We start from the raw sequence: 24,403 nt of genomic DNA, 5'->3' as shown, positions 1-24,403 counted from the left end.
CGCTGCAGCCAGGAAGCAGCGTTACCTGCTCCCGGCTGCCGGGTCTCACTTCAGCAGTTTCCAGCTGCCATCCTGCACGGTGATCATTTCGCGGCCACGCTCATCGAAGCCGCTGTGGTCTTCCGGTGTCATGCTGTAAACACCCTGAGTGGCAGCCAGCTCATTGGTCTGCTCCAGAGCGTCGCGCAGGGCATTACGGAACTCGGCGCTGCCGGGCGTGCCTTTTTCCAGGGCGGCGGGGATAGCGTTTTCCAGCAGCAGGCCAGCGTCATAAACATTGGCGCCGAAGGTGGCCGGGTTTTCGCCGTACTTATCGTTGTAGCGCTGCATGTAGTCGGCCGCGATGGTCTTGGACGGGCTGTCGGCTACCTCGTCGATTACCAGCATCAGACTGGCCGCGAGAATGGTGCCTTCAACCGCCTTGCCACCGAGCTTCAGGAAGGGATCCAGTGCGGCGCCATGGGTCTGGTAGATCTGGCCCTGGTAACCCTGGTCCTTCAGCGTGGTCTGCGGCAGGACGGAAGAGCTGCCCGGCGCTGCAATCAGCACGGCATCGGGGTTGGCCATCAGTACTTTCAGGCTCTGTCCGGTAATTGAGGTGTCCTGACGCTGAAAGCGTTCCACGGCGGTCAGTTTGATGCCAGCAGCTGCGCAGAGCTTGGCGACAACCAGTGACCAGTTCTCGCCGTAAGGATCCGCAGTGCCGATCAGGCCCAGGGTTTTAATCCCTTTTGCGGCCATGTCGTCAACCAGCGCCTTGGCGATCAGGTCATCGTTCTGTGTTGTTTTGAAAACCCATTTTTTCTGTTCGGTCATCGGCAGTACCACGGCGGCGCTGCCTACCGGCGCCAGCATCGGGGTGCCGGATTCAGCGGCGAACTGGATAACCCCCATGGCGTTGGCGGAACCGCTGGGGCCGATGATCGCATCCACATGCTCTTCGTCGATCAGCTTTTTGAACGCCTTGACCGATTCGGTCGGGTCGCTGCTGTCGTCCAGTGAGATGTAGCGGATGGTTTCACCGCCGGCGCTGGCAGGCAGCAACGGGATGGAGTTCTTCTGTGACGTGCCAACCATGGCGATCGGGCCGGTGGAAGAGGTGACAACGCCGATTTTGACCTCGGCCTGGGCGGCTGTAGCAGTCAATGCAGAGCCTAGCAGTAGAGCAGAAAGGGATTTCTTCAACAGCATGACGGTCTCCAGGGGGTAAAACATAGGTGTTTTGGTCTGGGGTGTTTTGGTCCGGCCTGTTTTCGTGCCTGACGTCAATGACTTAGCAGGGGGCGTGCCAGAAATGCCGTCTGCACCAGATCTGGATCATCGTTTCCGGCCCTGAAATGTGCTTGTAAAGGTTTCCTGGAGGGGGCCGGATTTTGCGATTTTGTCACACCGAAAACTTCCCTTTTTCATTGAAAAATCAACCTACTTGCGCTCGGGTTTTTTGTTGGGTTTTTGTTTCCTGGTGAAGTTTTTTAAACGTCAAAAAAGTTCTTTTTATCGGTCTAAAAAAACGGTCTTTTCTTAGGTTTTATCTACGGTGATCTTTGCCTTTCTATCTCTTTTGAATTTCGAGTGGCTATTCTGGTAATGAAAATTAAAACCATATAAAACAATAAGTTATATTTTTTTGTATGAGTTTTTAAGGTGTATGGCGTGCGCACCAATAGCGAGCGTATTGCGTTTTTTTGCACTGAAAAGAGGCTTTTATTTTTTTGAATTAATCAATTGACAATTCAATTAATAATTAGGATTTTAGAAAAAAGAGCGCAGCATCTTGCGTCACCGAAAAAGCCTCTTATACAGAGACTTTTAAATCGAGATTCTAGTTATGGGTAAGTCGATGACTATCGTGATTCAGCCCCTGGCATTGGGTAGTGAAGGTCCAGACATCATGGTGAAAGACACCATTGATGTGGCTGGCTATCAGACCCGTGCTGGAAGCCGGGCGCTGGAGCAGGTAGAGCCGGCTCAGTCCCATGCTGAGGTTGTTCATCGCCTGCTGGATGCCGGTTGGCATATCAACGGCAAGACCAATCTGCACGAGCTCGCCTTCGGTACCACCGGAATCAATCACTGGACCGGAACGCCCGAGAATCCCTGCTTTCCCGATCGTGTACCGGGTGGTTCATCCAGTGGCTCCGCCGCTGCCGTTGCAGCAGGGCTTTGTCAGGCGGCGCTCGGTACCGATACCGGTGGCTCCATCCGTACACCGGCAGCCTGCTGTGGTGTCTTCGGACTCAAGCCCAGCTTTGGTCGCGTCAGCCGCGAAGGCGTGATGCCGGCGCAGACCAGCCTGGATTGCGTAGGCCCGTTTGCCCGCGATATGGCCACGCTTATCAGCGTGATGCAGGTGCTGTGCGGCGACTTTGCCGAGCTGCCGGATGTGAGTGATGCCCGCATAGGAGTCGTCAATATCGCCGCCGAAGAGATCAACCCGGAGGTGAAAGCGGTTGTTGAAAATGCACTTTCAGGTAGCGAAATGCGCGCTAAAAGCGTTGATCTTCCGAATATGGTCGCGGCTTACGATGCGGGTATGACGGTGATCAATCGCGAGTCCTGGGTCGCCAGTGGCGACTGGGTCGGCACGGGTCTTGTCGGTGAGGATGTGGCTCAGCGTCTGTTGGCGGCCAGCCAGACAACCGACGCCGAACTGGAGCAGGCCGAAGCGTTACGCCAAGTGTTTACCGCCGAGGTGGATGCCGCACTGGAGTGCTGTGAAGTGCTGGCGCTACCGACCATGCCGGATTATCCGGCACCTCTTTCTGAAGCGGGTGATACCCGCGCACTGCTGGGTATGACCCGGTTTGTTCGACCTTTCAACCTTAGCGGCCATCCGGCCATCACCATTCCTCTGGTCAGCGCTGCGGGTTTGCCCGTGGGTCTTCAGCTGGTAGCGGCACGCGGCGCCGATGAACTGCTGTGTGCAGTGGCGTCTGCAATTGCCAGCCGGATCAGCACCAGAGCAGAAGTTGAGTAACAGGAGACCAGAGACCATGTCTGGATATCAGATCGATAAATCGCTCTGGGGTGGATCAGAGTTCGATGACCTGCTTGCAGAGGTGCGTAAGCGCCGTCAGGAGTTTGAGGATCAGCAGCACATTTCCCAGGATATCATCGAACGTTTCCGGAAGATCGGTGTATATCGCGCCATGGTTCCGAAAGCGTTGGGCGGTGATGAGCGTAGCCCGATGGAGTTTCTGCAGATGGTCGAAGCGATTGCTGCAGCGGACGGCTCCGCCGGCTGGGTGGCCAGCTTTGGTATGAACCCGGCCTACCTGGCGGCTCTGCCGGTAGAAACCATCGACAAGGTTTGGGCCAACGGTCCGGACGTGGTCTTTGCCGGCGGGATCTTCCCGCCGCAGAGGGCGGAGCGCGTTGAAGGCGGCTTCATGGTCAGCGGTACCTGGAAGTTTGGCAGCGGCAGCATGGGCGCATCGCTGATCGGCGTCGGCATTAAAGACGACAATGAGAAGCTGCCGCGCATGGCGGTGCTGCCGGCCGAAAAGGTCAGCATCAAACCCAACTGGGACGTGATCGGCATGGTCGGTACCGGCTCCCACGATCTGGTTGTGGATAACCAGTTCGTGCCGGAAGAGTGGACCTTTATCCGCGGCGGCGAGCCCAACCTGGATTCCGATTTCTTCCGTTACCCGAGCCTCTCCTTCGCGGCTCAGGTACTGGCGATTACCGCGGCGGGCCTGGCTCGTGAAGCGCTGGATGTGGTCCAGGGCGAAGCGGCTGGCCGCAAATCGGTAACCGGTGCGCCCAACCTGGGTGAGCGAGAGTACGCGCAGATCGAGATCGCCCAGGCGGAAGCCAAGCTGCGCTCCTCCCGCGCCTTCTTCTATCAGGCCACCGAAGAAGCCTGGGAAGCGGTGCTGGCCGGCGGCAAACCGACCCCCGAACAGACCAACCTGGTGCGTCTGGCGACCACCAACCTGGCGCACGAGTGTGCCGAGGCGATTCGACTCACCTACGAGGTCACCGGCATGACCGGCGCCTTCAGCAGCCATCCGCTGTCCCGCATTCTGCGCGACTCAAGCATGGTGACCCAGCACGCCTTTATGGGCCGCATCACGCTGAAAAATGCCGGTGCCATGTTCTTTGGCCACGATCCGCTGCCCGGTTACCTCTAAGGGCTGCTTTCCAATCAATTCAAAGGAGATAGACACATGAGCGAGAAGAAACCCCTGCGAGTCCTGTTCTGCATGGGCATCAACCAGAACTTCATGGACGCTCCCCGCGAAGAGCAGCTCGATGTCTGGGCCGCCTTTGGCGAAATGTGGAACGGCATTCACGACATGGAAGGTGTCAGCGTGATCGGCAACATGGATGACGACCAGAGCATGGTCGGTCCGTCCCCCGGCTATCCCTGGACCACCTACCTGCTGGCCGATGTGGCCGACTATGACACCGTCTGTGCCTGCTGCAACCTTTTCCGCAGCACCGCCGTGGGTGAAACCCCTTACAAACTGTGGCGCTACGCCAAGGTGGAAGCCCGCATCGGCCGTGAACTGATCGTGCAGCGCGCCTGAGGTCAGCCGGAATGAGTGAAGTCGATACCGCCAGCCTGAGTGCCGTGCTTGAGCGAGTGGATGCACTGGAAAGCGAAAACGCGATCCGCCGCTGCATCAATCGCTACATGGATCTGTGCGATCACCTGGACGCCAGCACACCGATGGATGAGCTAGGTGACCTGTTCACCGAAGACGCGGTGTGGGAAGGCAAGGGCGCCCGTTACGCCAACAGCTTTGGTGGGCATAAGGGACGTGACGCGATCGTGGCGATGCTGGGCAAGTACTGCGTTGAGCCCGCCCACTTCGCGGTGAACGTCCACTACCTGAGCTCCGAAGTGATCCGGGTAGAGGGCGATTCGGCCCACGGCAGCTGGAACATGCTGCAGGTGTCCACCTTCAGTGCCGGTGGTTCGCACCTGAACAGCGCGCGGCTGGAGATCGATTTCCGCAGAGAGCAGGGGCCGCAAGGGCTGCGCTGGCGCATGGCGCACTTTCAGACCGAAAACCTGTTCAGTCGCCCGGTGGATCACTGGAACAGTGAAGCGCACCTGCCGGTGCCGGAAAAGTAGCCAGCCGCCAGTCCCGGACAGACAACCCGAATTTAACGTGAGATAGATCGATGAGTGACCTGATTGATATGAAAGATGTCGATGCCGTATGCATCGGCCAGCGCGCAGCCGACATGGTTGATGACGAGAACGGCCGCGTTAAAAAAGCTCTCTATTCCGATACCGAGATCTTCGAGGAAGAGCAGGACCTGGTGTTCAACAAGAACTGGATTTTTGTTGGCCACGAAAGCGAAGTGCCGGAGAAGGGCAGCTTCAAGACCGCCTGGATCGGCCGTCATCCGGTGATCATGAGCCGTGACCGCAAGATGAACATCCACGTGCTGCAGAACCGCTGCCGTCACCGTGGCGCCACCGTCTGCGAAGGCCGCAAGGGCAAAACCAACGCCTTCACCTGCCCTTACCACGGCTGGGGTTACGGCCTGGACGGTTCGCTGCGTGCGCTGCCGAAGCCGGAAGAGTACGACAACGTCTTCAACAAGGAAGAGATGCCGCTGGAGAGCCTGCGCTGGGAATCCTACCAGGGCATGGTGTTCGCCACCTTCAACAACGATATCGAGCCGCTGGAAGAGTTCCTCGGCGGCGCCAAGAAGTGGATCGACCTGTTTATGAAACAGGGCGGCGGCTACCCGGTGAAAGTGCTCGGCGAGCACCGTTTCAACTTCCCGGGCAACTGGAAGATCCAGCTCGAGAACACCACCGACGCCTACCACTTCCCGATCGTGCACAAGTCCTTCGTGACCTCCCTGGACGATGCCACCGCTGACATCTTCGACTTCCTCGATGGCGAAGGCTTCGTCGAAGATCTGGGCAATGGCCACAGCGTCATGGTGATGATTCCGCAGCTGGTGGACCTGGAAGCGGACCTGGAGCAGCCGATCCCGGAGCGTTTCAGCGAGCTGGCCCAGGCGCTGCGCGACGAAGGCAAAAACGAAGACGAAGTGAAGAAGCTGGTGCGTGCGGCTCACGGTACCGGTTTCAACCTCAACCTGTTCCCTAACGTCTCCTGCTCCATGGCGTTCTTCCGTGTCCTGCGTCCGGTCTCCGTGAATGAAACCGAGATCCAGCACGTGGCGCTGGGTGGCGAAGGTGCGCCGTCCGCGTTCAACCAGAAACGCATGCGTCTGCATGAGCACTTCCAGGGCCCCATGGGCTTCGGTACGCCGGATGACGGTGAGGCCTGGGAACGTGTGCAGAAAGGCTCCATGGCTGGCGAAGACGGCTGGATCCTGGTGAACCGCGGTATGACCAAACTGCGCACCTCGGAAGACGGCAACCCCCAGGGTGCGGTCTGTTCCGAAACCGGTATGCGCGGCGCCTACCGCAAATACAAGCAGGTGATGTCCGCCGCAGCCAACGCCGAGGAGAAGTAAGCATGAAATCCAATACCCAACTGCTCGCCCAGGTCACCGAATTTATCGGTTACGAAGCGGACCTGCTGGATCACAAGGGCTACCAGGACTGGCTGTCTCTGTGGACCGAGAAGGGGCTGTACATCGTGCCCACAGACCTGGATGAAACCGATTACCTGAACACCGTGAATCTGGCGCTGGATGACGCCGACATGCGCCGCATGCGCGTAGCACGTCTGGAAAACGGCGAGTCCGTTTCCGCCAACTCCGTGGGTTACACCGTGCGCATGATGTCCCGTATCCGCGTGCTGGAAGCCGGCGATGATGTCGTGATCGCCCGCTGCGCCATGACGCTGAACGAGCTGCGCCACGGCAAGCTGGTGACCTACCCGGCCAACGTGGAGTACACCCTGAAGCCGGTCGATGGCGGCTTCAAGCTGGACCGCAAGGTGGTGAAGCTGCTTCACGCCGATGGCTTCCTGCGTACCGTCAGCTTCATTTTCTAAGAGGTCGCCCATGTCTACAGCACAAGCACAGGTGGCGCTGGTTACCGGCGCCGCCCAGGGGGTGGGTTTTCATATTGCCCAGCGCCTGCATCAGGCGGGCTACAAGATAGTGGTCAGCGATATCAACCTGGATGCGGCACAGAAGGCGGTGGAGCAGCTGGATGCAAGCGGCGACAGCGCCATGGCGGTGGCACTCAACGTGGCCAGTAAAACCGACTACGAAACAGCGCTGGCTGCCGTGCTGGAACGCTGGGGCGAGCTGCATGTGCTGGTGAATAACGCCGCCGTGACCCGCGCCACGCCGGTGATGGAAATCTCCCTGGAGGAGTTCAACGAGGTGGTGAGCATCAACCTGGGCGGCATCTTTGCCGGCTGCCAGGTGATCGGTGGCTACCTGGCCTCCAAGGGCTACGGTCGCATTATCAACATGGCCTCCCTGGCCGGTCAGAACGGCGGTACCTCTACCGGTGCGCATTACGCGGCCTCCAAGGGCGGCATCCTGACGCTGACCAAGGTGTTCGCGAAAGAGCTGGCCAGCGGCGGTGTCACCGTCAACGCCATAGCGCCGGGTCCTATCGATTCACCGATGGTGAAGGCACTGGTACCGGAAGAGCGCCTGCCGACGCTGCTCGCGGCGATTCCCGCCGGGCGTCTCGGCGATGCCGACTTTATCGGCGACATGGTGGTGCAGCTGGCGCGACCTGAAGCCTATTTCACCACCGGGACCACCTGGGATGTGAACGGCGGCCTGTTCATGCGCTAAGGCGCAGAACGCCCGTCTGGAAACCATTGAAAACTGTATCGCGACGCGGCTGAGCCGCGCGCTGGATGTGCCGACCAAGGGTGTCGGGTGGAGAGATACGATGACTGACGAACTGCTGAGTGTAGTAGTGCGCAAACGTGAACTGCAGGCCGAAGGGATAGTGGCTCTTGAGCTGGTGGACCCGAGCGGTAAAGCGCTGCCTGCCTTCGAGGCGGGGGCGCATATCGATCTGCATCTGGGCGACGACCTGATCCGTCAGTACTCCCTGTGCAACGATCCGGCTGACACCAGCGCCTATCGTGTCGGTATTCTGCGCGACCCTAACTCCCGCGGTGGTTCGGTGGCGGTACACGACAGACTGCATGAAGGTACCGAGCTGCAGATCAGCGCGCCGCGCAACCTGTTCCCGCTATCCGAGGCTGCGCAGCGCTCCATCCTGATCGGCGGCGGTATCGGTATCACGCCGATGATCGCTATGGCCTATGCGCTGCACACAGCGGGCAAAGCGTTTGAGCTGCACTACTGCGGCCGTTCCCGCACCACCTGCGCTTTCGTTGATGACCTGGCCGCCAGCGCCTTTGCCAGCCAGGTGCATTTCCACTTTGACGATGAGCAGGATGGCGGAAGCATCGATCTGGATAGCGCCTTCGAGGGTGCCGATGACAGCACCCATATGTACACCTGCGGCCCCAACGGCTTCATGGAATGGGTGATGCAGAGCGCCCGCGACAAGGGCTTTGTCGAAGACCATATCCACAAGGAGTTCTTCCAGGTGGAGGTGGAAACCGGCGGCGAGGCGTTCGAGGTTTACGCCGAGCTCAGCGACGTCACCGTCACCGTGCAGCCGGACGAGAGTATCGCCCAGGCGCTGAACCGGGCCGGCATGAAGATCAAGGTGTCCTGCGAGCAGGGGACCTGCGGCACCTGCCTGTGCGATGTGAACGAAGGTATTCCCGACCACCGCGACGTCTTCCTCACCGATGAGGAGAAAGAGGACAACGACCAGATGCTGATTTGCTGTTCACGGGCGAAAACGCCGCGTCTGGTACTCGATCTCTAAGCCAGCGGCCATCGAATTTAGGAGAGAACAATGATCGATCTCGAAGCATTCCGTAACGGTATGGCGCTGCTCGGTGGCGCCGTATCGGTGATATCCACCGACGGCGAAGCCGGCAAGTTCGGCTTTACCGCCACCGCAGTGACCAGCGTCACGGCGGAGCCGCCGACCCTGCTGGTCTGCATGAACCGTAACTCCTTTGCCAACGAGCACTTCAAGAAAAACGGCGTGCTCTGCGTCAACGTGCTCTCCGGCAGCCACCAGAAGCTGTCCGGCGATTTCGCCAACCCGAAACTGACCAGCGAAGAGCGCTTTGCCAGCCACGGCTGGACCAATCTCACCACCGGTGCGCCGGCACTGGATGAGGCGCTGGTGAACTTCGACTGCCGCATCGCGGATATGCACGAGGTGGGCTCGCACACGGTGTTTTACTGCCAGATCGTCGATGCCCGCCAGAGCGGCAGCGATGAGGCACTGGTCTATTTCAACCGAGCCTATCACTGTCTGGGCGAGCGTTCCGTCGCCGCCAGCTGAGCAGATTACAGATTCAACATACCTATAAAAACGCTGCTCGCGTTTTCGTGAGCGAAGCGCCCCAACGTGTCGAGAAATGCCGATGTCGGCTTTTTAAATCCATCTGATCGGTGGGTAAAAGTTGTAACCCAACGCATGCGCCAAGCGCATCGACATATATCGAAGGATTAGAACATGTTGAAGCATCACTCGCGAAAGACCGGGATCTCCCTGGCGGTAGCGGCAGCGCTCCTGTCTCCTCTGGCCGCTCAGGCGGGCTTTGTGGAAGACAGCAAGATCAAGCTGGATCTGCGTAACTTCTACCTGGACCGCAACTACGACGGGGATACTCCGGATGTGGGTAGCTGGTCCCAGGCAGCGGATCTACAGTTTTTCTCCGGCTATACGGATACGACGATCCAGTTCGGGCTCGACATGTCTGCAACCGGTGCATACATCTTTGATTCCGAGGGTAACGATGGCTCTCTGCCGTACGATGCCGAGAAGGATGACACCCCTAACAGTTACGGCCGTGCCGGTGCGACGCTGAAGGCCAAGTATGGCGAAACCGAGCTGACCATCGGTGATCACCGTCCGCATCTGCCGGTGGCCTGGGATGATGACAGCCGCGTGCTCGACACCATCTACGAGGGTGCGATGCTGCACTCCACGGCGATCGAGAACCTGGAGCTCACCGCCGGTCGTTTCTGGGAAGCGGTCACCCGTGATTCCTCAGATAAAGAGGAGTTCTACGTCTTCCGTGGTCAGGATGAGAACCGCTCCGACGGTCTGGATTTCTTCGGTGCGACCTACTCCTTCCCGATGAACATCAAGGGTACTTACTTCTTCGGCCGACTGAACGACTTCTACGATCAGCACTACTACGGACTTGAGCACCTGGCCGGTTTCGAGAACGGCATGAAGCTGAAGACCGACCTGCGCTACTTCGATTACGAAAGCGAAGGCAAGGAGTATGAGGGTGACATGGATGTGGATGTGGTCAGCACCATGGCCACCCTGTTGGCCGGTAACCACATGTTCGCGCTCAGCTATCAGAACGTGAAGGGCGACCGCCCGGTGCCGACGCTGAACGGCTACGTGCCCCAGCCTTACACCGTGCACTGGTCATCCGCCGCCTTCATCATGCCGGACGAGCGCTCCTGGGGTGTGCGTTACGGGTACAACTTCAAGGACCTCGGTTTGCCGGGCATGAAGCTGTTCACCCGTTACATCAAGGGTACCGATATCGATATCGCCGGTGGCACCGATGAGTCCCAGTCCGAACGCGATATCTATGTGAGCTACGAGATGCAGAACGCAGCGCTGAAAGGCCTGAAATTCGACCTGCGTAGCATCGCCCATAAACGTAGCTGGGCCGATGATTACGATGAATATCGTTTCATCACCACCTACACGTTCAACTTCTAAAAGCGGTAAAGCGTTTAACCGTTAAACCTTGGGCCGGTCGATCTCTGGCCGGCCCTGCGCTTTGATGCCGCCGTTGCTTGTCGCCCGGAGCGGAACCAACGGCGCATTGAAGCGCATGAAACTGCCGTGGAAGAATATCCCCCCTTCTATTTGAGCGTCGGCAGTTTCCTTGGGAGAGCCCGGCTCTCCCTTTTTGCGTTTCAGTCACAGGAGTAAGGCATGCGTCGATTCTATCGCGGCAGCAACATGGAGCGGATTCAGAGCGTGGCGGAGATGGCTGCACTGGCCAGGCATAAGCTGCCGCATTTCGCCTGGGAGTACCTGGCGGGAGGCGCCGACAACGAGGTCACGCTGGCCGCTAACCGCAGCGTCTTTGATCGCTACGGACTTGAGGCCAAGACCCTGCAGCCCTGCCATCCGCCGGCGGTTTCCCGGCAGCTGCTGGGTTGCTCATCGTCGCTGCCCCTGGCGATCGCGCCCACCGGCTTTAACGGCATGCTTTATCCACAGGCGGATATCGAGCTGGCCAAAGCGGCTGCCCGCAAGGGGATTCCTCTGGCTCTTAGTACTGTATCCAACGCCACCATGGAGCAGGTGCGTGCCGCAGCGCCGGATCTGGCGTTCTGGTTTCAGCTTTATCCCATGCGCGACAGCCGCGTGCAGGTGGATATGATCAAACGCGCCCAGGCGGTTGATGCCGCGGCGCTGCTGGTGACCAGCGATGCCACGGTGCTGGGTAACCGTGAATGGGACCGGCGCAACTTTGCCCGGCCCCGTCAGCTCAGTTTTCGCAACAAGCTCGACGTGCTGCGCCATCCCGGCTGGCTGCGTCGGGTGATGATCCCCTCCGGTGTGCCGATGATGGGCAACCTGGAACCCTATCTCCCCGAGTCGGAACGCAGCGCGCTCGGCGCGATGAAGTTTATCGGTGACCAGATGGACCCGCTGCTCGACTGGGACAAGCTGGCGCGGATCCGCGATCAATGGTCCGGCAGGCTGGTGCTCAAGGGCGTATTGCATCCCGACGATGCCGAGCGGGCCATCAGCCTTGGCGTTGATGCGCTGGTGGTGACCAACCATGGTGGGCGTCAGCTGGATGGCGCCATGTCCGGCCTGCAGGCGTTGGCGCGGATCGCCGAACAGGTGAGCGGGCGTATAGAGCTGTTGATGGATAGCGGTATCCGCCGCGGCTCCGATGTGGTCAAGGCGCTGGCGCTGGGCGCCAACGGCGTGCTGCTGGGTCGCTCCACGCTCTATGGCGTCGCTGCCGGCGGCACTCAGGGGGCGGGCCGTGTGCTGGATATCCTCGATGAGGAACTCAAGCGCTGCCTCAATCTGATGGGCTGTCCGGGTATCGATGAGCTGGGGCCCGAGTGGCTGCTGGACGAGCAATATACCCCGTGCCCCTGAGGTGTTTCCCGGCAACGAATTGAACAGGCTCCGCACGGACTGATAGCGCCGGGGCCGCCGAGCTTTAATGAGAAGGTGATTATGACTACTCCTAAACCCAACCCTGACGCAAAAGCGTTGAACGAACTTGGCCTGCGTCAGGCGTTGCTGGCGATCGATAACGGCGAGTGCACGGCCGTTGATGTGATTAATGCCTGCTTTGACCGTATCGAGGCGCGCGAGCCGCAAGTCGGTGCCTGGCAATACAGCCTGAGCCGCGAGGCGTTTCTCGATCAGTATCTGAGTAACGAGGCGTTTTATCGGCAGAGCCCGCTGAAAGGTCTGCCGGTGGGGATCAAGGACATCATCGATACGGCGGATATGCCCACCGAGATGGGCTCGCCTATCCACAAGGGCCGCATGCCTGTGGATGACGCCAGCTGCGTCGCTCTGATCCGTGCGGCCGGCGGCATAGTGCTCGGAAAAACCGTCACCACCGAGTTTGCCTACTTCAAGCCCGGTAAAACCAGGAACCCTGCGGATCTAGAGCGCACGCCCGGTGGTTCTTCCAGCGGCTCCGCCGCCGCGGTGGCCGATGCCATGGTGCCGCTGGCGCTGGGTTCCCAGACGGCGGCGTCGGTGATTCGTCCGGCGGCTTACTGCGGCAGCGTCGGTTATGTGGGTAGCCGAGGCGAGTTCTCCCTGCGCGGCGGCCAGCCGCTGGCGCAATCGCTGGACTCCCTCGGACTGCTGTCGCGTTCGGTTGAGGATATCGAGCTGATGCGCGCCATTCTGCTGCGCCAGAACGACCCGCTGGCGCAGGCCGATGCGGTGAAGCCCCGCAAGGTGCTGATCTGTCAGGGCGATAAAGTCGGTGAAACCGATCCTGCCATGGTTGAAGCGATCAATCAGGCCGCGGCACTGCTGGAAGGGCAGGGCGTCGAGCTGGTGCAGTTCGAGGATGAGGAGTTTCTGCCCCAGATGGTGCAGCACCACATTCAGATCATGGGTTACGAAGTCGCCCGCAACCTGGCGGTGGAATCCCGCCAGCCAGAACTGCTCAGCGAGCCGCTGCAGGATCTGATCAGCTCAGGCCTGGTGATGGAGCGTGCTGCTTATCTGGAATCCCTGAACGCGGCGGCCGTCGGTGGCGAAGCGCTCTGGCAGCGCTATGCGGATGTGGATGCGATCCTGGCGCCGGCCGCGCCCGGTGTGGCGCCCCTGGGGCATGAAAAGACCGGTGCGCCGCATATGAGTCGCCCCTGGCAGGCGATGGGGCTACCGGTGATTTCATTGCCGGGTCTGGTCGATGAAGCAGGGCTGCCACTGGGTGTGCAGCTGGTTGGTCGCGCCCATGATGATGATAGTCTGCTGGCGCTGGCGCGCTGGTTCGAGGGGGCTTTGGCCTCAGCCTGATAGCCAAGGTTTACAGCGATCAGAAGTGCCGGCCATCAGAGCCGGCACTCGTGTGATTGGCGGTACTCGCTGGGTGAAAGCCCTGTCTGGCGTTTGAACGCCCGGGAGTACTGGGACACATCCGAAAACCCCCACTTAAACGCAATATCCGTAATGGTCTGCTGCTCCTGGTCGGCCCTGACCAGGTCCATTCTGCTCTGCTCCAGTCTCAGGTTGAGAATGTAGCGCGCCACACTTTCCCCGTTATGTTCAAATGCCCGGTAAAGCTTGCGCTTGGAGATGTTCAGCTCCCTGGCGAGAAACTCCGGTGACAGGCGATAGTCATTGAGATAGCGACGGATAAAGCGCTCCGCCAGCAGTCTCAGCGGCAGATCCGCTGCTTCTACATCCTGGTTTTCCAGCGCCGGTTTCAGTAGCGCAGTAATCGCTTCCTGAAGTGCACAGCCATCAGGCGTGCTCGCACTAAATGGTGCATTTTCGAAGCTTAATTGCAGCAGCATAGTGTGCAGTAACTGACCGCTGAGACTGTTCTGGGAGATCTTGCCGAAGTGGGGAATCTTGCCGAGGCTTTGCTGCAGTCGGTCGCGGGAAAGGTGAACCGATATCTGGCGTACCAGGCCGCGGGGGATCATGTCGAAGGCCAGACGTGAGTCGGTGAGCGCCATCTCGCCGGGGTGCAGATCGAACTCCGTATTCTGCTTGTTATCGAACCCCATAACCCCTTGAGTTTGAAGGATTAAGAAGCAGTGTTCGTCGTTCTGGGTGTCGCTGATGCGGCGTTCTACGCGCTGGGCGTTGGTTTGTATGTGGGCAACGCCGAGGCCGCCGAGGTTTTTCAGCTTGATCTGGCCGATAAACGGCGCGCAAGGATTGGGAGTGGTGGTGAACTCACCGCAGATCTCGCGTACAGCGTGGTCCCACTGATGGAGATCAGTATTGATCGACATCGGGTAAATCTCCCTGCTTGGCCGGCGATAACGCCGGAAACTGGTCGAAATATTAGGAAAATATTCACTTGAATAAGCAATTATTATTCCAGCTTTGACCCGTCTCCGGCGCAGCCCTGCCGGCAGGGAGGATAACGCCCTGGCAGGCGCTATCTGGCCGATATCAGTAGCAGAGCATCACCGATTTCAGCTCGGTGTAGTCCTCGATAAAGGCGCTGCCGAACTCACGGCCGAGGCCGGAGCTTTTCAGGCCGCCGAACGGCACGGAGGGATCGACGAAGGTGTGCATGTTGACCCAGACGGTGCCGGCTTCGATCTCCGGAATCATCCGCATCGCCTTGCTCAGGTCGTTGGTCCAGACGCTGGCGCTGAGGCCAAACGGGGAGTCGTTGATCAGGCCCAAAAGCTCGCTCTCATCATCGTAGGGCATGAACGAGATTACCGGGCCAAAGGTCTCTTCCCGCATCAGCGTTTCGCTGGCGGAGCTGGCCTGCACGATGGTGGGTTCGACGAAGTAGCCGGCACGATCCAGGGCGTTACCGCCACAGACGATGCGGCTTTCACGCTTCGCCTGTTCCAGGTAATGGCAGACCTTGTCGAACTGCGGCTTGTTGGAGATCGGGCCGAACATCACCGACTCGTCCAGCGGTGAGCCGATCTTCGCCTGGCTGAGGCCCGCGGCCAGCTTGCTGGTCAGTTCATCGATGCGGGAGCGATGCACAAAGACACGTTCTGGAGCGGCACAGACCTGGCCCTGGTGCACATAGCCGGTCTGCAGCAGACCGCCGACGGCGCGGTCGATATCCGCATCGGCGAGCAGTGCCGCGGCGTTCTTGCCGCCCAGCTCCAGGGTGCAGCGGGTCAGGTTGGCCGCCATGGCGGTCTGACCCACTTTCATGCCGGTGGGCACGGAGCCGGTGAAGGAGACCTTGGCGACATCCGGGTGTTCGATCAGCTGCTGGCCGATAGCGCCTTCGCCGTTGAGCACGTTGATCACCCCGGCGGGGATGCCTGCCTCAATCGCGAGCTCGGCCAGGCGCAGCAGCGTCAGCGGGGTGAACTCGCTGGGTTTGAGGACGATGGTGCAGCCGGTGGCCAGCGCTGCGCCGATTTTCCAGTTGGCGATCATCACCGAGAAGTTCCAGGGGATGATGCCGGCGACCACGCCCACCGGTTCGCGACGGGTCATGGCGCTGTAGCGCTCGCCCTGCATCGACGGGAAGGAGGGAGTCAGGGTTTCACCGGAGATCTTGGTGGCCCAGCCAGCGTAGTAGCGCAGCGACTGAGCACTCTGTTGCACTTCCAGCATGCGCGACAGGTGGATCGATTTGCCGCTGCAGAGGGTTTCGAGCTGGGCCAGCTCTTCGCCGTTGGCTTCGATCAGATCGGCAAAGCGGTTGATCAGCTGGCCGCGCTCGTACGGAGTTTTCTGCGCCCATTCGCCCTTGAAGGCGCGTTTGGCGCTGGCCACGGCGGCATCCAGTTCCGCTGTACTGGCGCTGGCCACCTGGGCCAGAGGCTGTTCGGTAGCGGGGTCGATCAGGTCGATTTTAGCGGTGTCGCTGGCGCGGCTGGCTTCCCCGGCGATGAACTGTCCGTGCTCACGCTGCAGGTAGGCTTTGACGCTGTCGAGAATCTCTATCTGTGACATATGGGTTTTCTCTCTCGAAATCGTTGCTTATTAGTTTGAACCGGAGCGATTACTGGGCCTGCAGAATCAGGTCGGCGCCGCGCTCGCCGATCATCATCGCCACGGCGTTGGTGTTGCCGCTGGGGACCTGCGGGCAGATCGACATATCCACCACGCGCAGGTTATCCACACCGTGAACGCGCAGCTGTAGGTCCACCACGGAATCCTCGGTGGAGGTGCCCAGCTTGCAGGTGCCGCCCGGGTGGTAGACGGTCTTGATGTTCTCGCGTACGAACGCCTCGAGGCCCTGTTTGTCATCGATGGCGATGTTGTCGGGCTCGATGACGCGTTTGACGATCCGTTTCAGGGATGGCATCTCCAGCACCTTGAGTCCGGTCTGGACGGCGCGGATCTGGTTTTCCAGGTCTTCCGGTTTGGAGAGGAAGTTGGCGTCGATCTCGACCAGTTCGTTAGGATCGCTGCTTTTCAGGCGCACTTCGCCGCGGGATTTGGAGCGCAGATGGCCCACCTTGATCGAGACACCGTGGGCTTCCGCTTCCGGTTTTTCACCCGGGGTGTTGTCGAAGTTATCCAGCAGCGGCAGGAAGTGCAGCTGGATATCGGGACGTCCCACGCCCTCGCTGTCGACAAAGGCGCCGCCCTCGAGGATGTTGCTGGTCATCAGACCGGAGCGGAACATCTGCCACTGCAGCATATGCTTGACGGCGCTGATGCCCTTATCTTCCTGAAACAGGCTGATATCTTCATTGATAGTGGCGTTCAGTGACATGTGCAGGTGGTCGTGGAAATTCTTGCCCACCGGCAGGTCCAGCTTGGTTTTGACGCCCACCGACTCCAGGTGCTCCTTGGGGCCGATACCGGAGAGCATCAGGATCTTGGCGGAGCCGAAGGTGCCGGAGCTGACGATCACTTCCTTGCGCGCCTTTGCAGTGATCGGAGCGCCGCCCTTGATGGAGTAGGTGACGCCGCTGGCGCGTTTGCCGTCGATATCCACCCGGTGCACCAGGGCGTGGGTCAGCACGGTGAGTTTAGGGTTGCCGGCCACGCGTTTCAGGTAGGTCTGCGAGGTGCTGGCGCGCTCACCCTTGTGGATGGTGGTCTGGTAGAAGCCCGCGCCCTCCTGGGTCGCACCATTAAAGTCGTTGGTATAAGGCAGACCCATCTGTGCACAGGCACGGATACAGGCCTGGGTCAGCGGATGACGGAAGCGGTTTTCGCCCACCGGCACAGGGCCCTCTTCACCGTGGTAGCGGTCGCCGAGGCTTTCGTTGGCTTCCGCCTTGCGGAAGAAGGGCAGTACGTCTTCGTAGCCCCAGCCTTCGCAGCCCCATTTCTCTTTCCAGTCGTCATAGTCCTGGTGCTGGCCGCGGATGTAGATCATGCCGTTTACCGAGCTGCCGCCGCCGAGCACCTTGCCCTGGGCGATCAGCATGGAGCGGTTGTTGGCATGCTTCTGCGGCAGGGTCATATAGGGCCAGGACTTCTGCTGGAACACCTTGACCACCGTGGCCGGGATCTTGTGAAACATGCTGGAGTCCTTTTCACCGGCCTCTAGCAACAGCACGCTTCCTGCTCCGTTTTCAATCAGGCGGTAGGCGACGGCACAGCCTGCAGAGCCCGCACCCGCGATAATGTAGTCGTATTCCTGAGTGGACATCTTATCCCTCGATCGAATGTCTAAATGTTGGGTTCGTAATTGAATGACCACTTCATTTAACTACTCCGTTTTCGCGCCAGGCTTGGCACTGGGTGACAGGGCTTCGGCAATATGTGTCATCAGGATGTAGCAATTAAGCCCGGTTCGGTGTGCCGCTGGTTTCCGTTACAATCGCCTCAGCGAATTCAGGAGAGTTTATGGCCAAGGCAAAAACCGCCTATGTCTGCAATGACTGCGGCGCGGACTACAGCAAGTGGCAGGGGCAGTGCACCGCGTGCAAGGCCTGGAACACCATTACCGAGGTGCGCATCTCTCAGGCGCCGGCCGGTGGCGCCCAGGCGGGTGTGCGCAATGCCCGCTTTGAAGGTTATGCCGGCGGGGCTGGCAAGGATCGGGTGGTCAGCCTTGCCGACGTAAACCTGGAGGAGATGCCGCGCATCCCCACCAGCGTCGGTGAGCTGGATCGTGTGCTTGGCGGTGGCCTGGTGCCGGGTTCGGCGGTGCTGATCGGCGGCCATCCCGGTGCCGGTAAAAGTACCCTGCTGCTGCAGACCACCTGCTACCTGGCGGCGCAGATGCCAGCGCTCTATGTCACCGGTGAGGAATCCTTGCAGCAGGTGGCGATGCGCGCGTCCCGTCTGGGGCTGAAGGCGGACCAGCTGAAGATGCTGTCGGAGACTTCGGTGGAGACGATCTGCGATGTGGCGGATCAGCTCAAACCGAAGATCCTGGTGATCGACTCCATCCAGGTGATGCATGTCTCCGATGTGCAGTCGGCGCCGGGGTCGGTGTCCCAGGTACGCGAAAGCGCGGCGTTTCTGACCCGCTACGCCAAGCAGACCGGCACGGTGCTGTTCCTGGTGGGCCATGTCACCAAGGATGGTTCCCTGGCCGGCCCCAAGGTGCTGGAGCATATGATCGACTGCTCGTTGCAGCTTGAGGGCTCCTCTGACAGCCGTTTCCGCACCCTGCGCAGCCATAAGAACCGCTTTGGCGCGGTCAATGAGTTGGGCGTGTTCGCGATGATGGAGACTGGCCTGAAAGAGGTGAAAAACCCCAGCTCGATCTTCTTAAGCCGCGGCGCCGAGCCCAGTGCCGGCAGCGTGGTGATGGTGGTCTGGGAAGGCACCCGCCCGCTGCTGGTGGAGCTGCAGGCGCTGGTGGATACCTCGCACCTGTCCAACCCTCGCCGTGTGGCGGTGGGTCTTGAGGCCAACCGTCTGGCGATGCTGCTGGCGGTGTTGAATCGTCATGGCGGCCTGATGACCGGCGATCAGGATGTGTTCGTCAACGTGGTGGGTGGCGTCAAGGTACTGGAGACCAGTGCGGATCTGGCGCTGCTGCTGGCCGTGGTATCCAGCTTCAGGGATCGTCCTTTGGGGCAGGATCTGATGGTGTTCGGCGAGGTGGGTCTGTCCGGCGAGATCCGCCCGGTGCCCAATGGCCAGGAGCGTATCCGCGAGGCCGCCAAACACGGTTTCAAGCGGGCGATCGTACCGCGTGCCAATGCGCCCAAAGAGGGTGTGCCCGGCATCAAGATCGTCGGTGTGGATACCCTGTCTCAGGCGCTGGACGCGATCTGAGTTAGCACAGGTGTCTAAGTAAAGACCGCTGACTTGCCATCAGCGGTCTTCTGTATTTCAGGCACCGGTGCAGAGATAGCCTCCATCCACCGGCAGAGTCACTCCGGTGACAAAGCTGGCGGCCGGGCTGCTCAGGAACAGAGCGGTGCTGGCTACCTCTTCCGGCAGACCCCAGCGCGCCATCGGCGTGCGACCCAGGATACGGCCGGAGGCGACCTTGTCGGCCTTCAGCCCCTCACCCAGCGGGGTATCGATCCAACCCGGTGCGATGGCATTCACGCGCACCCCTTCGGCGGCATATTCCTCGGCCAGTGACAGCGTCAACTGAACGATGGCGCCCTTGCTGGCGGAGTAGGCAGGACGATCCTTGGAGCCAAAGGTGCTGAACATGGAGGCCAGGTTGATGATTGAGCCGCCGGTCTTGGCCAGCATCGGGCGGGCGGTCTCGCTGGCGACCATGGCGGCACGCAGGTTCACCGACAGCACCTTGTCGAACTGACTGAGCTGATACTCATCGCGGTTGCGACTGATACCGGCGCAGTTGATCAATACCGCCAGTCCCTCGGCCGCACGGATACTGCTCTGTAGCGCATCGGTATCGGTGACATCCAGATCCAGCAGCTCGATATTCGGGTGCGAAGGCGCATGTTCACCGGCGGGGTTAAGGCCGGCGGCAATCACTCTGGCACCGGCGTCGGCGTAGGCTACGGCCATGGCCGCACCGATACCGGAGGTGGCGCCGGTGATGAACACCGTCTTGCCGGACATGAATCCGGGGGCAAAAACCGCCTTCTCAGAAATGGGGTCAGACATGTAGTCAGACATGCAGTGGATACTCCTGTTCAGTAAGCGAAGGGTTCGGGTTGATGAGCACCTTGATCTGATCCTTGCTGGCAAGCAGGGCGTCAAAGCCACCGCTCAGCGCGTTATCCAGATCGACGGTCTTTGTCACGATCTGCGCAGGATCAAAGCGGCCCTCGGCGATGTGGTTGATCAGCGCAGGATAGACGTCGCGGTAGCCCACCGAGGTTTGCAGCCGTATCTCCCTGTTCACCAGGTCGAAGGCATCCAGGCTTATCTCTCCCATCAGCCCGACCAGCACCACTTCGCCGCCTTTCTTGGCTGCCTGCAGTGCGGTGGTGAAGGTGGCCTGGCTGCCAGCCGCCTCAAACACCGTGTCAAAGCCGCCGGCGGAGAGCTGCTGCAGCAGTGCGTGCAGATCATCCTGGCGGCCGTCCAAAACGCTCGTGGCGCCAAGCTGACGGGCCTTTTCCAGGCGCTCCGGGCTGACGTCGACCGCACAGATCTCTTGGATGCCTCTCAGCCGTGCCAGCATGATCAGCAGCAGCCCGATAGGACCAAGCCCGATCACCAGGCAGCGGCCGCCGGGCTGGAGCGAGCTCTGGTTCAGCGCATGCTCGGCCACGGCCGCAGGTTCCAGTACCGCCGCCTGGCGGTAACTGACACTGTCTGGCAGCGGGTTCAGCATATAGTCGGGAACGGCTACCTGTTCGGCCATGCCGCCGTTACCCATCAGGCCGATAAAACCCATGGATTCGCACAGGTTGTAATCGCCGGCCAGGCAGTAGCGACACTCCTGGCAACGGTATTCCGGCTCGATGGCGACCCGGTCGCCCACCTGGACGCCGCGGACATGATCACCCACGGCCACCACCTGGCCACAGAATTCATGCCCCAGGGTCAGCGGCGCCTGTTCTCCGGATACCGGATGCACCGAGCCGCAGGGTATCGCGTGTGGGCCATCCTGGTACTCGTGAAGATCGCTGCCGCAGATTCCGCAGTAAGCCACCTGCACCAGTACTTCGTTATCCCGGTTCACGGCGGCGGGAACTTCGCTTACGCGCAGATCTCTGGCGCCGTGCCAGCGTAATACCTTCATCCGTTATTCCTCAGGTAGGCGGGGCTGTTGGTTTCAGTGTCGTCAGCGACTGGCTGAGCCTGGTTGCGGCGCGCCAGGACGGCGGGAGCCGTTTCCTTCAGCAGCAGCGAGAGGGCAGCAGCGACAATAGCGGCGCCACTGCTGACAAACATGACGATCTGCAGGCCGTACTGGTCGGCGGCGAAGCCGGCCAGGGTGGGGGAGACAAACCCGCCGATCAGCTCGCCTATGCCCATGATCAGGCCCAGCGCGGTGGCGATCTGGCCGCGGGAGACGGTCTCCGCGGGGATGGTCGCCATAAACAGGGTGAAGCAGCCAAGGCCGGTATAGGTCAGGATCACCAGCGCACCCATCACCATGGGCGTTTCGCTGTAGAGCAGCACCATGGGGCAGCAGGCCGCCAGCAGCGTGAAAATGACCAGTGTGGGTTTGCGACCGATCCGGTCCGATACGCCGGCGACGACAAAGCCCCAGATCACCCAGGCCACGCCCAGACAGCTCATGATGCTGCCCATGGTGGCGGGCTCAAAACCACGCACCTTGACCAGGAAGGTCGGCGTGAAGGAGATCAGTACCACGAACCAGGTCAGGTAGAAGCAGCTGATCAGGGTGCAGAGCAGAATATTGCGGTTGGACAGCAGCGTTGTATAAGCCTTGAGGCCGCGCGGTTTAGGCTCTTCCTGATCCGCGCTTCCATCCAACGACTGATCCACGGGCTGAGCCGCAGTTTGGCTGGCGCTCTGGCTGGCAGTATCCGGTTTAACGTATTTCCACACCAGAAAGGCGATGATCAGGCCGGGAATCAGCGACAGGATAAATGCCTGACGCCAGCCCCAGGCTTCCGCCATGGCGATGATCACTGGCGGCCCGATAACCGCTCCAAGCAGACCCGCGGCCGACCCCTGCAGCAGGCCCATGTTCAGACCGCGACGATGCGGTGACGAGGCTTCCACCATCATCGATTGCGACAGCGGCAGTATCGGTCCCTCGGCCAGGCCCATCACGGCGCGGAATATCAGCAGGCTGATAAAGCCTGTGACCATGCCGGACAGAGCCGAACAGAGCGAGAACAGGATGATGGCGACAATCAGGATCGGCTTGCGTTTGCCGATGCGATCGGACCAGGCGCCGACCAGCGCACCGGAGACGGCCCAGGCCAGCGCCAGGACCGAAGACAGCAGCCCCAGATGGCTGTTGCTGAGTTGCAGTTCCTCCTCCATGAAGGGGAACAGGAAAGACAGCGCCAGCCGGTCGAAAAACACAAAGCCGAAGGTCAGGAACAGGACGCTGAGCAGGACATTTTCGTAAGTGGCGTATTTATTGTTGTTCACCGGGGTGTTCTCCTGACCGCACGCAGCGCGATACCGCGTGCGGTACAACGTTGGGATTGAGACGGACGGAGATCAGCGGAACAGGGTGTCGACGTAGGCGGCGCCGATGCCGACTTTTTCGTAGTGCTCACGGCACATGGCGATGTAGTCATGCACATCGAAAATGCCCTCGGTCTCGCCTTTTTCGTCGAGCCAGATCAGCGGGCCCTTGACGATAAAGAAGGCGCGCATCGGCTCTTCGTGCTCGTAGGCGACCAGGGTGTGGCCCTCGCCCGGAGTCTCGTAAACAAAGTCACCGGCGGTGGCGGTCCAGTCGTGCTCTAGGTAACCCCATTTGCCCGAAATGGTGTAGGCAAATACCTCATGCGGGTGGTAATGACGATTGACCAGCCCGGCACTCTTGGCCATCAGAATATCGCACCAGCGGTTCTCGGTTGGCGAGATCCACAACGGGCGTGAGGAGACGGTTTCGGTAAACGGGACGTAGAGTTTTTCGTCTTCGGTGGGCGCATTGGAGATATACACCTCCGGCTTGGCGTCCGGCTTGAAGCAGTTGGGGATGGCGGGGATATCTTTCCAGAATTCTGATTTGGCAAGCTCCGGCATTTGGGGACCTTCAGCATTGTTGTTATAGGAAGCGACAGTCTAGGCTGGAGGCAAACCCTGGTTTTGTGAAAACCGGACCGGATGTTTGTATTTTTCGGACATAAAAGAGCGCTGAAAACGCAGTTTCTGCCGTCAATTATTGACCTGGATCAGGCTTTTTCGGTTAATTAGCACCAGACGTTCAGTGAGTTGAGACGTAGCGATAGCCGGCGGAGACTGGCTTCGGAGAATAACTATTATGCAGCATCCAGCGACTCTCACCGTCCAGACAGCCTCTACCCGGAATGTAGCGCCGGAGCAGCGGTTTCAGTACTGGGACCAGTTTAACGCCAGCCATTTTGTCGGTATCCGCTGCTCCTCCTACGTGCCGGAGGGGCTGGCCGCCACCCAGCACAGCCTGCACCTGGACGGCATGAAGCTGAACTGGATCGAGGGCAATGGTCATGTGGTTGAACGTGATCTGACCCTGGTCCAGGCCGAGCCGAAAGAGTCGGTGCTGGTCTCTATTGGCATGGGCAAGAACGCCTTTTTCCATCAGGGCAAAAGCTGTGAAATGCTCGAAGGTCAGTATGCGCTGCTGTATCGCACCGACCGGCCCTATCTCGTTGGCTTCACCGACCAGATGCACCAGCTCACCATCGATATCCCGCTGGAAAAATTCCATCAGCACTCACAGTACAGCTTCGACAGTCCGCTGCGCATCGACACCCATGATCGCCTGGTCAACCTGCTGATCCGCAGCCTCTACCGTCAGGTAAACCGTTTTATGCAGACGCCTGATGCTGGTGAGGCCGAAGCTTTTCAGCGTCAGGCCTGGCGCCTGATCGACGCCATGCTGGTGCGACAGAATTCGGCGGGCGATGCATCGTCCGTCGCCATGCATCACCGCCTGATGGCCAAACAGTATATGGATGAGAACCTCGGTAGAGCCGATCTCGGCGTTGAAGAGGTGGCCGCTGCGTTAGGAATCACCAGCCGTCATCTTAACCGGCTGTTCTCGGAAGAGGCGCTGACCCCGCGCCAGTATCTGCTGGATCAGCGTCTACAGCAGGCCTGGGCCCTGCTGACCGATCCCCGCCGCAATGGCTACGGTATCGCCGATGTGGCCTATCAGTGCGGCTTTTCCAGCCAGGCCTATTTTGCGCGGGTGTTCCGTCGCCAGTTTGGACTGACGCCAACCGATGCGCGACAGAAACATATCTCTGCACCTCTCGGCTGAAG

General features: G+C 60.0%; 22 protein-coding genes. 14 read left to right on the top strand and 8 right to left on the bottom strand.

All coding sequences use genetic code 11. The features are described from left to right. Positions 1 to 45: 45 nt before the first annotated feature. Entirely contained in the window at positions 46 to 1,191 is a 1,146-nt protein-coding gene (locus C4S72_RS20525) for an ABC transporter substrate-binding protein (protein ID WP_104005052.1), read from the bottom strand. 649 nt (positions 1,192 to 1,840) lie between these two features. Between C4S72_RS20525 and C4S72_RS20520 the strand changes: the two genes are divergently transcribed. From C4S72_RS20520 to C4S72_RS20465, 12 genes are all read left to right on the top strand, one after another. Then, positions 1,841 to 2,977 (top strand): amidase, encoded by a 1,137-nt coding sequence (locus C4S72_RS20520; RefSeq protein ID WP_104005246.1) that lies wholly within the window; start codon positions 1,841 to 1,843, stop codon positions 2,975 to 2,977. Between the two features lie 16 nt (positions 2,978 to 2,993). Beyond that, the gene (locus C4S72_RS20515) at positions 2,994 to 4,136 is read left to right on the top strand and encodes an acyl-CoA dehydrogenase family protein (RefSeq protein ID WP_104005051.1); all 1,143 of its coding nucleotides are present in this window, start codon (positions 2,994 to 2,996) and stop codon (positions 4,134 to 4,136) included. A gap of 36 nt (positions 4,137 to 4,172) precedes the next feature. Further along, the gene (locus C4S72_RS20510) at positions 4,173 to 4,535 is read left to right on the top strand and encodes an IacB protein (protein WP_104005050.1); all 363 of its coding nucleotides are present in this window, start codon (positions 4,173 to 4,175) and stop codon (positions 4,533 to 4,535) included. Between the two features lie 11 nt (positions 4,536 to 4,546). Further along, positions 4,547 to 5,086, top strand: coding sequence for a nuclear transport factor 2 family protein (locus C4S72_RS20505; protein ID WP_200826847.1), 540 nt, complete (start codon positions 4,547 to 4,549; stop codon positions 5,084 to 5,086). 50 nt (positions 5,087 to 5,136) lie between these two features. Further along, complete coding sequence (locus tag C4S72_RS20500) at positions 5,137 to 6,456, top strand: aromatic ring-hydroxylating oxygenase subunit alpha (protein WP_104005049.1); 1,320 nt, start codon at positions 5,137 to 5,139, stop codon at positions 6,454 to 6,456. A 2-nt stretch (positions 6,457 to 6,458) separates the two neighbouring features. After that, positions 6,459 to 6,941, top strand: a complete 483-nt coding sequence (locus tag C4S72_RS20495; protein WP_104005048.1) for an aromatic-ring-hydroxylating dioxygenase subunit beta — start codon at positions 6,459 to 6,461, stop codon at positions 6,939 to 6,941. 10 nt (positions 6,942 to 6,951) lie between these two features. Further along, positions 6,952 to 7,704, top strand: coding sequence for an SDR family NAD(P)-dependent oxidoreductase (locus C4S72_RS20490; RefSeq protein ID WP_104005047.1), 753 nt, complete (start codon positions 6,952 to 6,954; stop codon positions 7,702 to 7,704). 100 nt (positions 7,705 to 7,804) lie between these two features. After that, entirely contained in the window at positions 7,805 to 8,764 is a 960-nt protein-coding gene (locus C4S72_RS20485) for a PDR/VanB family oxidoreductase (protein WP_104005046.1), read from the top strand. A gap of 30 nt (positions 8,765 to 8,794) precedes the next feature. After that, positions 8,795 to 9,295, top strand: a complete 501-nt coding sequence (locus C4S72_RS20480) for a flavin reductase (protein ID WP_104005045.1) — start codon at positions 8,795 to 8,797, stop codon at positions 9,293 to 9,295. Positions 9,296 to 9,469: 174 nt separating this feature from the next. Continuing rightward, entirely contained in the window at positions 9,470 to 10,702 is a 1,233-nt protein-coding gene (locus C4S72_RS20475) for an OprD family outer membrane porin (protein WP_104005044.1), read from the top strand. Between the two features lie 219 nt (positions 10,703 to 10,921). Next, positions 10,922 to 12,112 carry an alpha-hydroxy acid oxidase gene (locus tag C4S72_RS20470; protein WP_104005043.1) on the top strand — a complete coding sequence of 397 codons (1,191 nt, stop codon included), beginning with the start codon at positions 10,922 to 10,924 and terminating at the stop codon, positions 12,110 to 12,112. Positions 12,113 to 12,193: 81 nt separating this feature from the next. Then, positions 12,194 to 13,507, top strand: coding sequence for an amidase (locus tag C4S72_RS20465; protein ID WP_104005042.1), 1,314 nt, complete (start codon positions 12,194 to 12,196; stop codon positions 13,505 to 13,507). A 35-nt stretch (positions 13,508 to 13,542) separates the two neighbouring features. Here C4S72_RS20465 and feaR read toward each other — a convergent pair whose 3' ends face one another. The 3 genes from feaR to C4S72_RS20450 all read right to left on the bottom strand — a co-directional run bounded on the left by feaR (position 13,543) and on the right by C4S72_RS20450 (position 17,762). Next, positions 13,543 to 14,454 carry a transcriptional regulator FeaR gene (gene feaR / locus C4S72_RS20460; RefSeq protein WP_104005041.1) on the bottom strand — a complete coding sequence of 304 codons (912 nt, stop codon included), beginning with the start codon at positions 14,452 to 14,454 and terminating at the stop codon, positions 13,543 to 13,545. Between the two features lie 163 nt (positions 14,455 to 14,617). Then, positions 14,618 to 16,105: an aldehyde dehydrogenase family protein gene (locus tag C4S72_RS20455; RefSeq protein WP_104005040.1), complete on the bottom strand. Its 1,488-nt coding sequence runs from the start codon at positions 16,103 to 16,105 to the stop codon at positions 14,618 to 14,620. A gap of 49 nt (positions 16,106 to 16,154) precedes the next feature. Further along, positions 16,155 to 17,762, bottom strand: a complete 1,608-nt coding sequence (locus C4S72_RS20450) for a GMC family oxidoreductase (RefSeq protein WP_104005039.1) — start codon at positions 17,760 to 17,762, stop codon at positions 16,155 to 16,157. Positions 17,763 to 17,959: 197 nt separating this feature from the next. Between C4S72_RS20450 and radA the strand changes: the two genes are divergently transcribed. Then, positions 17,960 to 19,345, top strand: coding sequence for a DNA repair protein RadA (gene radA, locus C4S72_RS20445; RefSeq protein WP_104005038.1), 1,386 nt, complete (start codon positions 17,960 to 17,962; stop codon positions 19,343 to 19,345). A gap of 57 nt (positions 19,346 to 19,402) precedes the next feature. On the opposite strand, the gene C4S72_RS20440 is transcribed toward radA, so the two are convergent. The 4 genes from C4S72_RS20440 to C4S72_RS20425 all read right to left on the bottom strand — a co-directional run bounded on the left by C4S72_RS20440 (position 19,403) and on the right by C4S72_RS20425 (position 23,182). Then, positions 19,403 to 20,170: an SDR family NAD(P)-dependent oxidoreductase gene (locus C4S72_RS20440; RefSeq protein ID WP_200826846.1), complete on the bottom strand. Its 768-nt coding sequence runs from the start codon at positions 20,168 to 20,170 to the stop codon at positions 19,403 to 19,405. Beyond that, positions 20,163 to 21,245 carry a 2,3-butanediol dehydrogenase gene (locus C4S72_RS20435; protein WP_104005037.1) on the bottom strand — a complete coding sequence of 361 codons (1,083 nt, stop codon included), beginning with the start codon at positions 21,243 to 21,245 and terminating at the stop codon, positions 20,163 to 20,165. The genes C4S72_RS20440 and C4S72_RS20435 overlap by 8 nt, the downstream gene beginning before the upstream one ends. Continuing rightward, positions 21,242 to 22,576, bottom strand: a complete 1,335-nt coding sequence (locus C4S72_RS20430) for an MFS transporter (protein ID WP_104005036.1) — start codon at positions 22,574 to 22,576, stop codon at positions 21,242 to 21,244. The genes C4S72_RS20435 and C4S72_RS20430 overlap by 4 nt, the downstream gene beginning before the upstream one ends. Before the next feature lie 72 nt (positions 22,577 to 22,648). Then, the gene (locus C4S72_RS20425) at positions 22,649 to 23,182 is read right to left on the bottom strand and encodes a 2,4'-dihydroxyacetophenone dioxygenase family protein (RefSeq protein ID WP_104005035.1); all 534 of its coding nucleotides are present in this window, start codon (positions 23,180 to 23,182) and stop codon (positions 22,649 to 22,651) included. Positions 23,183 to 23,420: 238 nt separating this feature from the next. Between C4S72_RS20425 and C4S72_RS20420 the strand changes: the two genes are divergently transcribed. Continuing rightward, positions 23,421 to 24,401, top strand: a complete 981-nt coding sequence (locus C4S72_RS20420) for a helix-turn-helix transcriptional regulator (RefSeq protein WP_104005034.1) — start codon at positions 23,421 to 23,423, stop codon at positions 24,399 to 24,401. Positions 24,402 to 24,403: the final 2 nt, after the last annotated feature.

Origin of the sequence: Marinobacterium lutimaris, assembly GCF_900108065.1 — a bacterium.
Classification (GTDB): Bacteria; Pseudomonadota; Gammaproteobacteria; order Pseudomonadales; family Balneatricaceae; genus Marinobacterium_D; species Marinobacterium_D lutimaris.
This window is presented reverse-complemented; position numbering and strand designations above follow the sequence as displayed.

Excerpts from the sequence above, each read along its gene's own strand:
- C4S72_RS20525 (WP_104005052.1), bottom strand. The coding sequence starts at position 1,191 with ATGCTGTTGAAGAAATCCCTTTCTGCTCTACTGCTAGGCTCTGCATTG.
- C4S72_RS20520 (WP_104005246.1), top strand. The coding sequence starts at position 1,841 with ATGACTATCGTGATTCAGCCCCTGGCATTGGGTAGTGAAGGTCCAGAC.
- C4S72_RS20515 (WP_104005051.1), top strand. The coding sequence starts at position 2,994 with ATGTCTGGATATCAGATCGATAAATCGCTCTGGGGTGGATCAGAGTTC.
- C4S72_RS20510 (WP_104005050.1), top strand. The coding sequence starts at position 4,173 with ATGAGCGAGAAGAAACCCCTGCGAGTCCTGTTCTGCATGGGCATCAAC.
- C4S72_RS20505 (WP_200826847.1), top strand. The coding sequence starts at position 4,547 with ATGAGTGAAGTCGATACCGCCAGCCTGAGTGCCGTGCTTGAGCGAGTG.
- C4S72_RS20500 (WP_104005049.1), top strand. The coding sequence starts at position 5,137 with ATGAGTGACCTGATTGATATGAAAGATGTCGATGCCGTATGCATCGGC.
- C4S72_RS20495 (WP_104005048.1), top strand. The coding sequence starts at position 6,459 with ATGAAATCCAATACCCAACTGCTCGCCCAGGTCACCGAATTTATCGGT.
- C4S72_RS20490 (WP_104005047.1), top strand. The coding sequence starts at position 6,952 with ATGTCTACAGCACAAGCACAGGTGGCGCTGGTTACCGGCGCCGCCCAG.
- C4S72_RS20485 (WP_104005046.1), top strand. The coding sequence starts at position 7,805 with ATGACTGACGAACTGCTGAGTGTAGTAGTGCGCAAACGTGAACTGCAG.
- C4S72_RS20480 (WP_104005045.1), top strand. The coding sequence starts at position 8,795 with ATGATCGATCTCGAAGCATTCCGTAACGGTATGGCGCTGCTCGGTGGC.
- C4S72_RS20475 (WP_104005044.1), top strand. The coding sequence starts at position 9,470 with ATGTTGAAGCATCACTCGCGAAAGACCGGGATCTCCCTGGCGGTAGCG.
- C4S72_RS20470 (WP_104005043.1), top strand. The coding sequence starts at position 10,922 with ATGCGTCGATTCTATCGCGGCAGCAACATGGAGCGGATTCAGAGCGTG.
- C4S72_RS20465 (WP_104005042.1), top strand. The coding sequence starts at position 12,194 with ATGACTACTCCTAAACCCAACCCTGACGCAAAAGCGTTGAACGAACTT.
- feaR (WP_104005041.1), bottom strand. The coding sequence starts at position 14,454 with ATGTCGATCAATACTGATCTCCATCAGTGGGACCACGCTGTACGCGAG.
- C4S72_RS20455 (WP_104005040.1), bottom strand. The coding sequence starts at position 16,105 with ATGTCACAGATAGAGATTCTCGACAGCGTCAAAGCCTACCTGCAGCGT.
- C4S72_RS20450 (WP_104005039.1), bottom strand. The coding sequence starts at position 17,762 with ATGTCCACTCAGGAATACGACTACATTATCGCGGGTGCGGGCTCTGCA.
- radA (WP_104005038.1), top strand. The coding sequence starts at position 17,960 with ATGGCCAAGGCAAAAACCGCCTATGTCTGCAATGACTGCGGCGCGGAC.
- C4S72_RS20440 (WP_200826846.1), bottom strand. The coding sequence starts at position 20,170 with ATGTCTGACTACATGTCTGACCCCATTTCTGAGAAGGCGGTTTTTGCC.
- C4S72_RS20435 (WP_104005037.1), bottom strand. The coding sequence starts at position 21,245 with ATGAAGGTATTACGCTGGCACGGCGCCAGAGATCTGCGCGTAAGCGAA.
- C4S72_RS20425 (WP_104005035.1), bottom strand. The coding sequence starts at position 23,182 with ATGCCGGAGCTTGCCAAATCAGAATTCTGGAAAGATATCCCCGCCATC.
- C4S72_RS20420 (WP_104005034.1), top strand. The coding sequence starts at position 23,421 with ATGCAGCATCCAGCGACTCTCACCGTCCAGACAGCCTCTACCCGGAAT.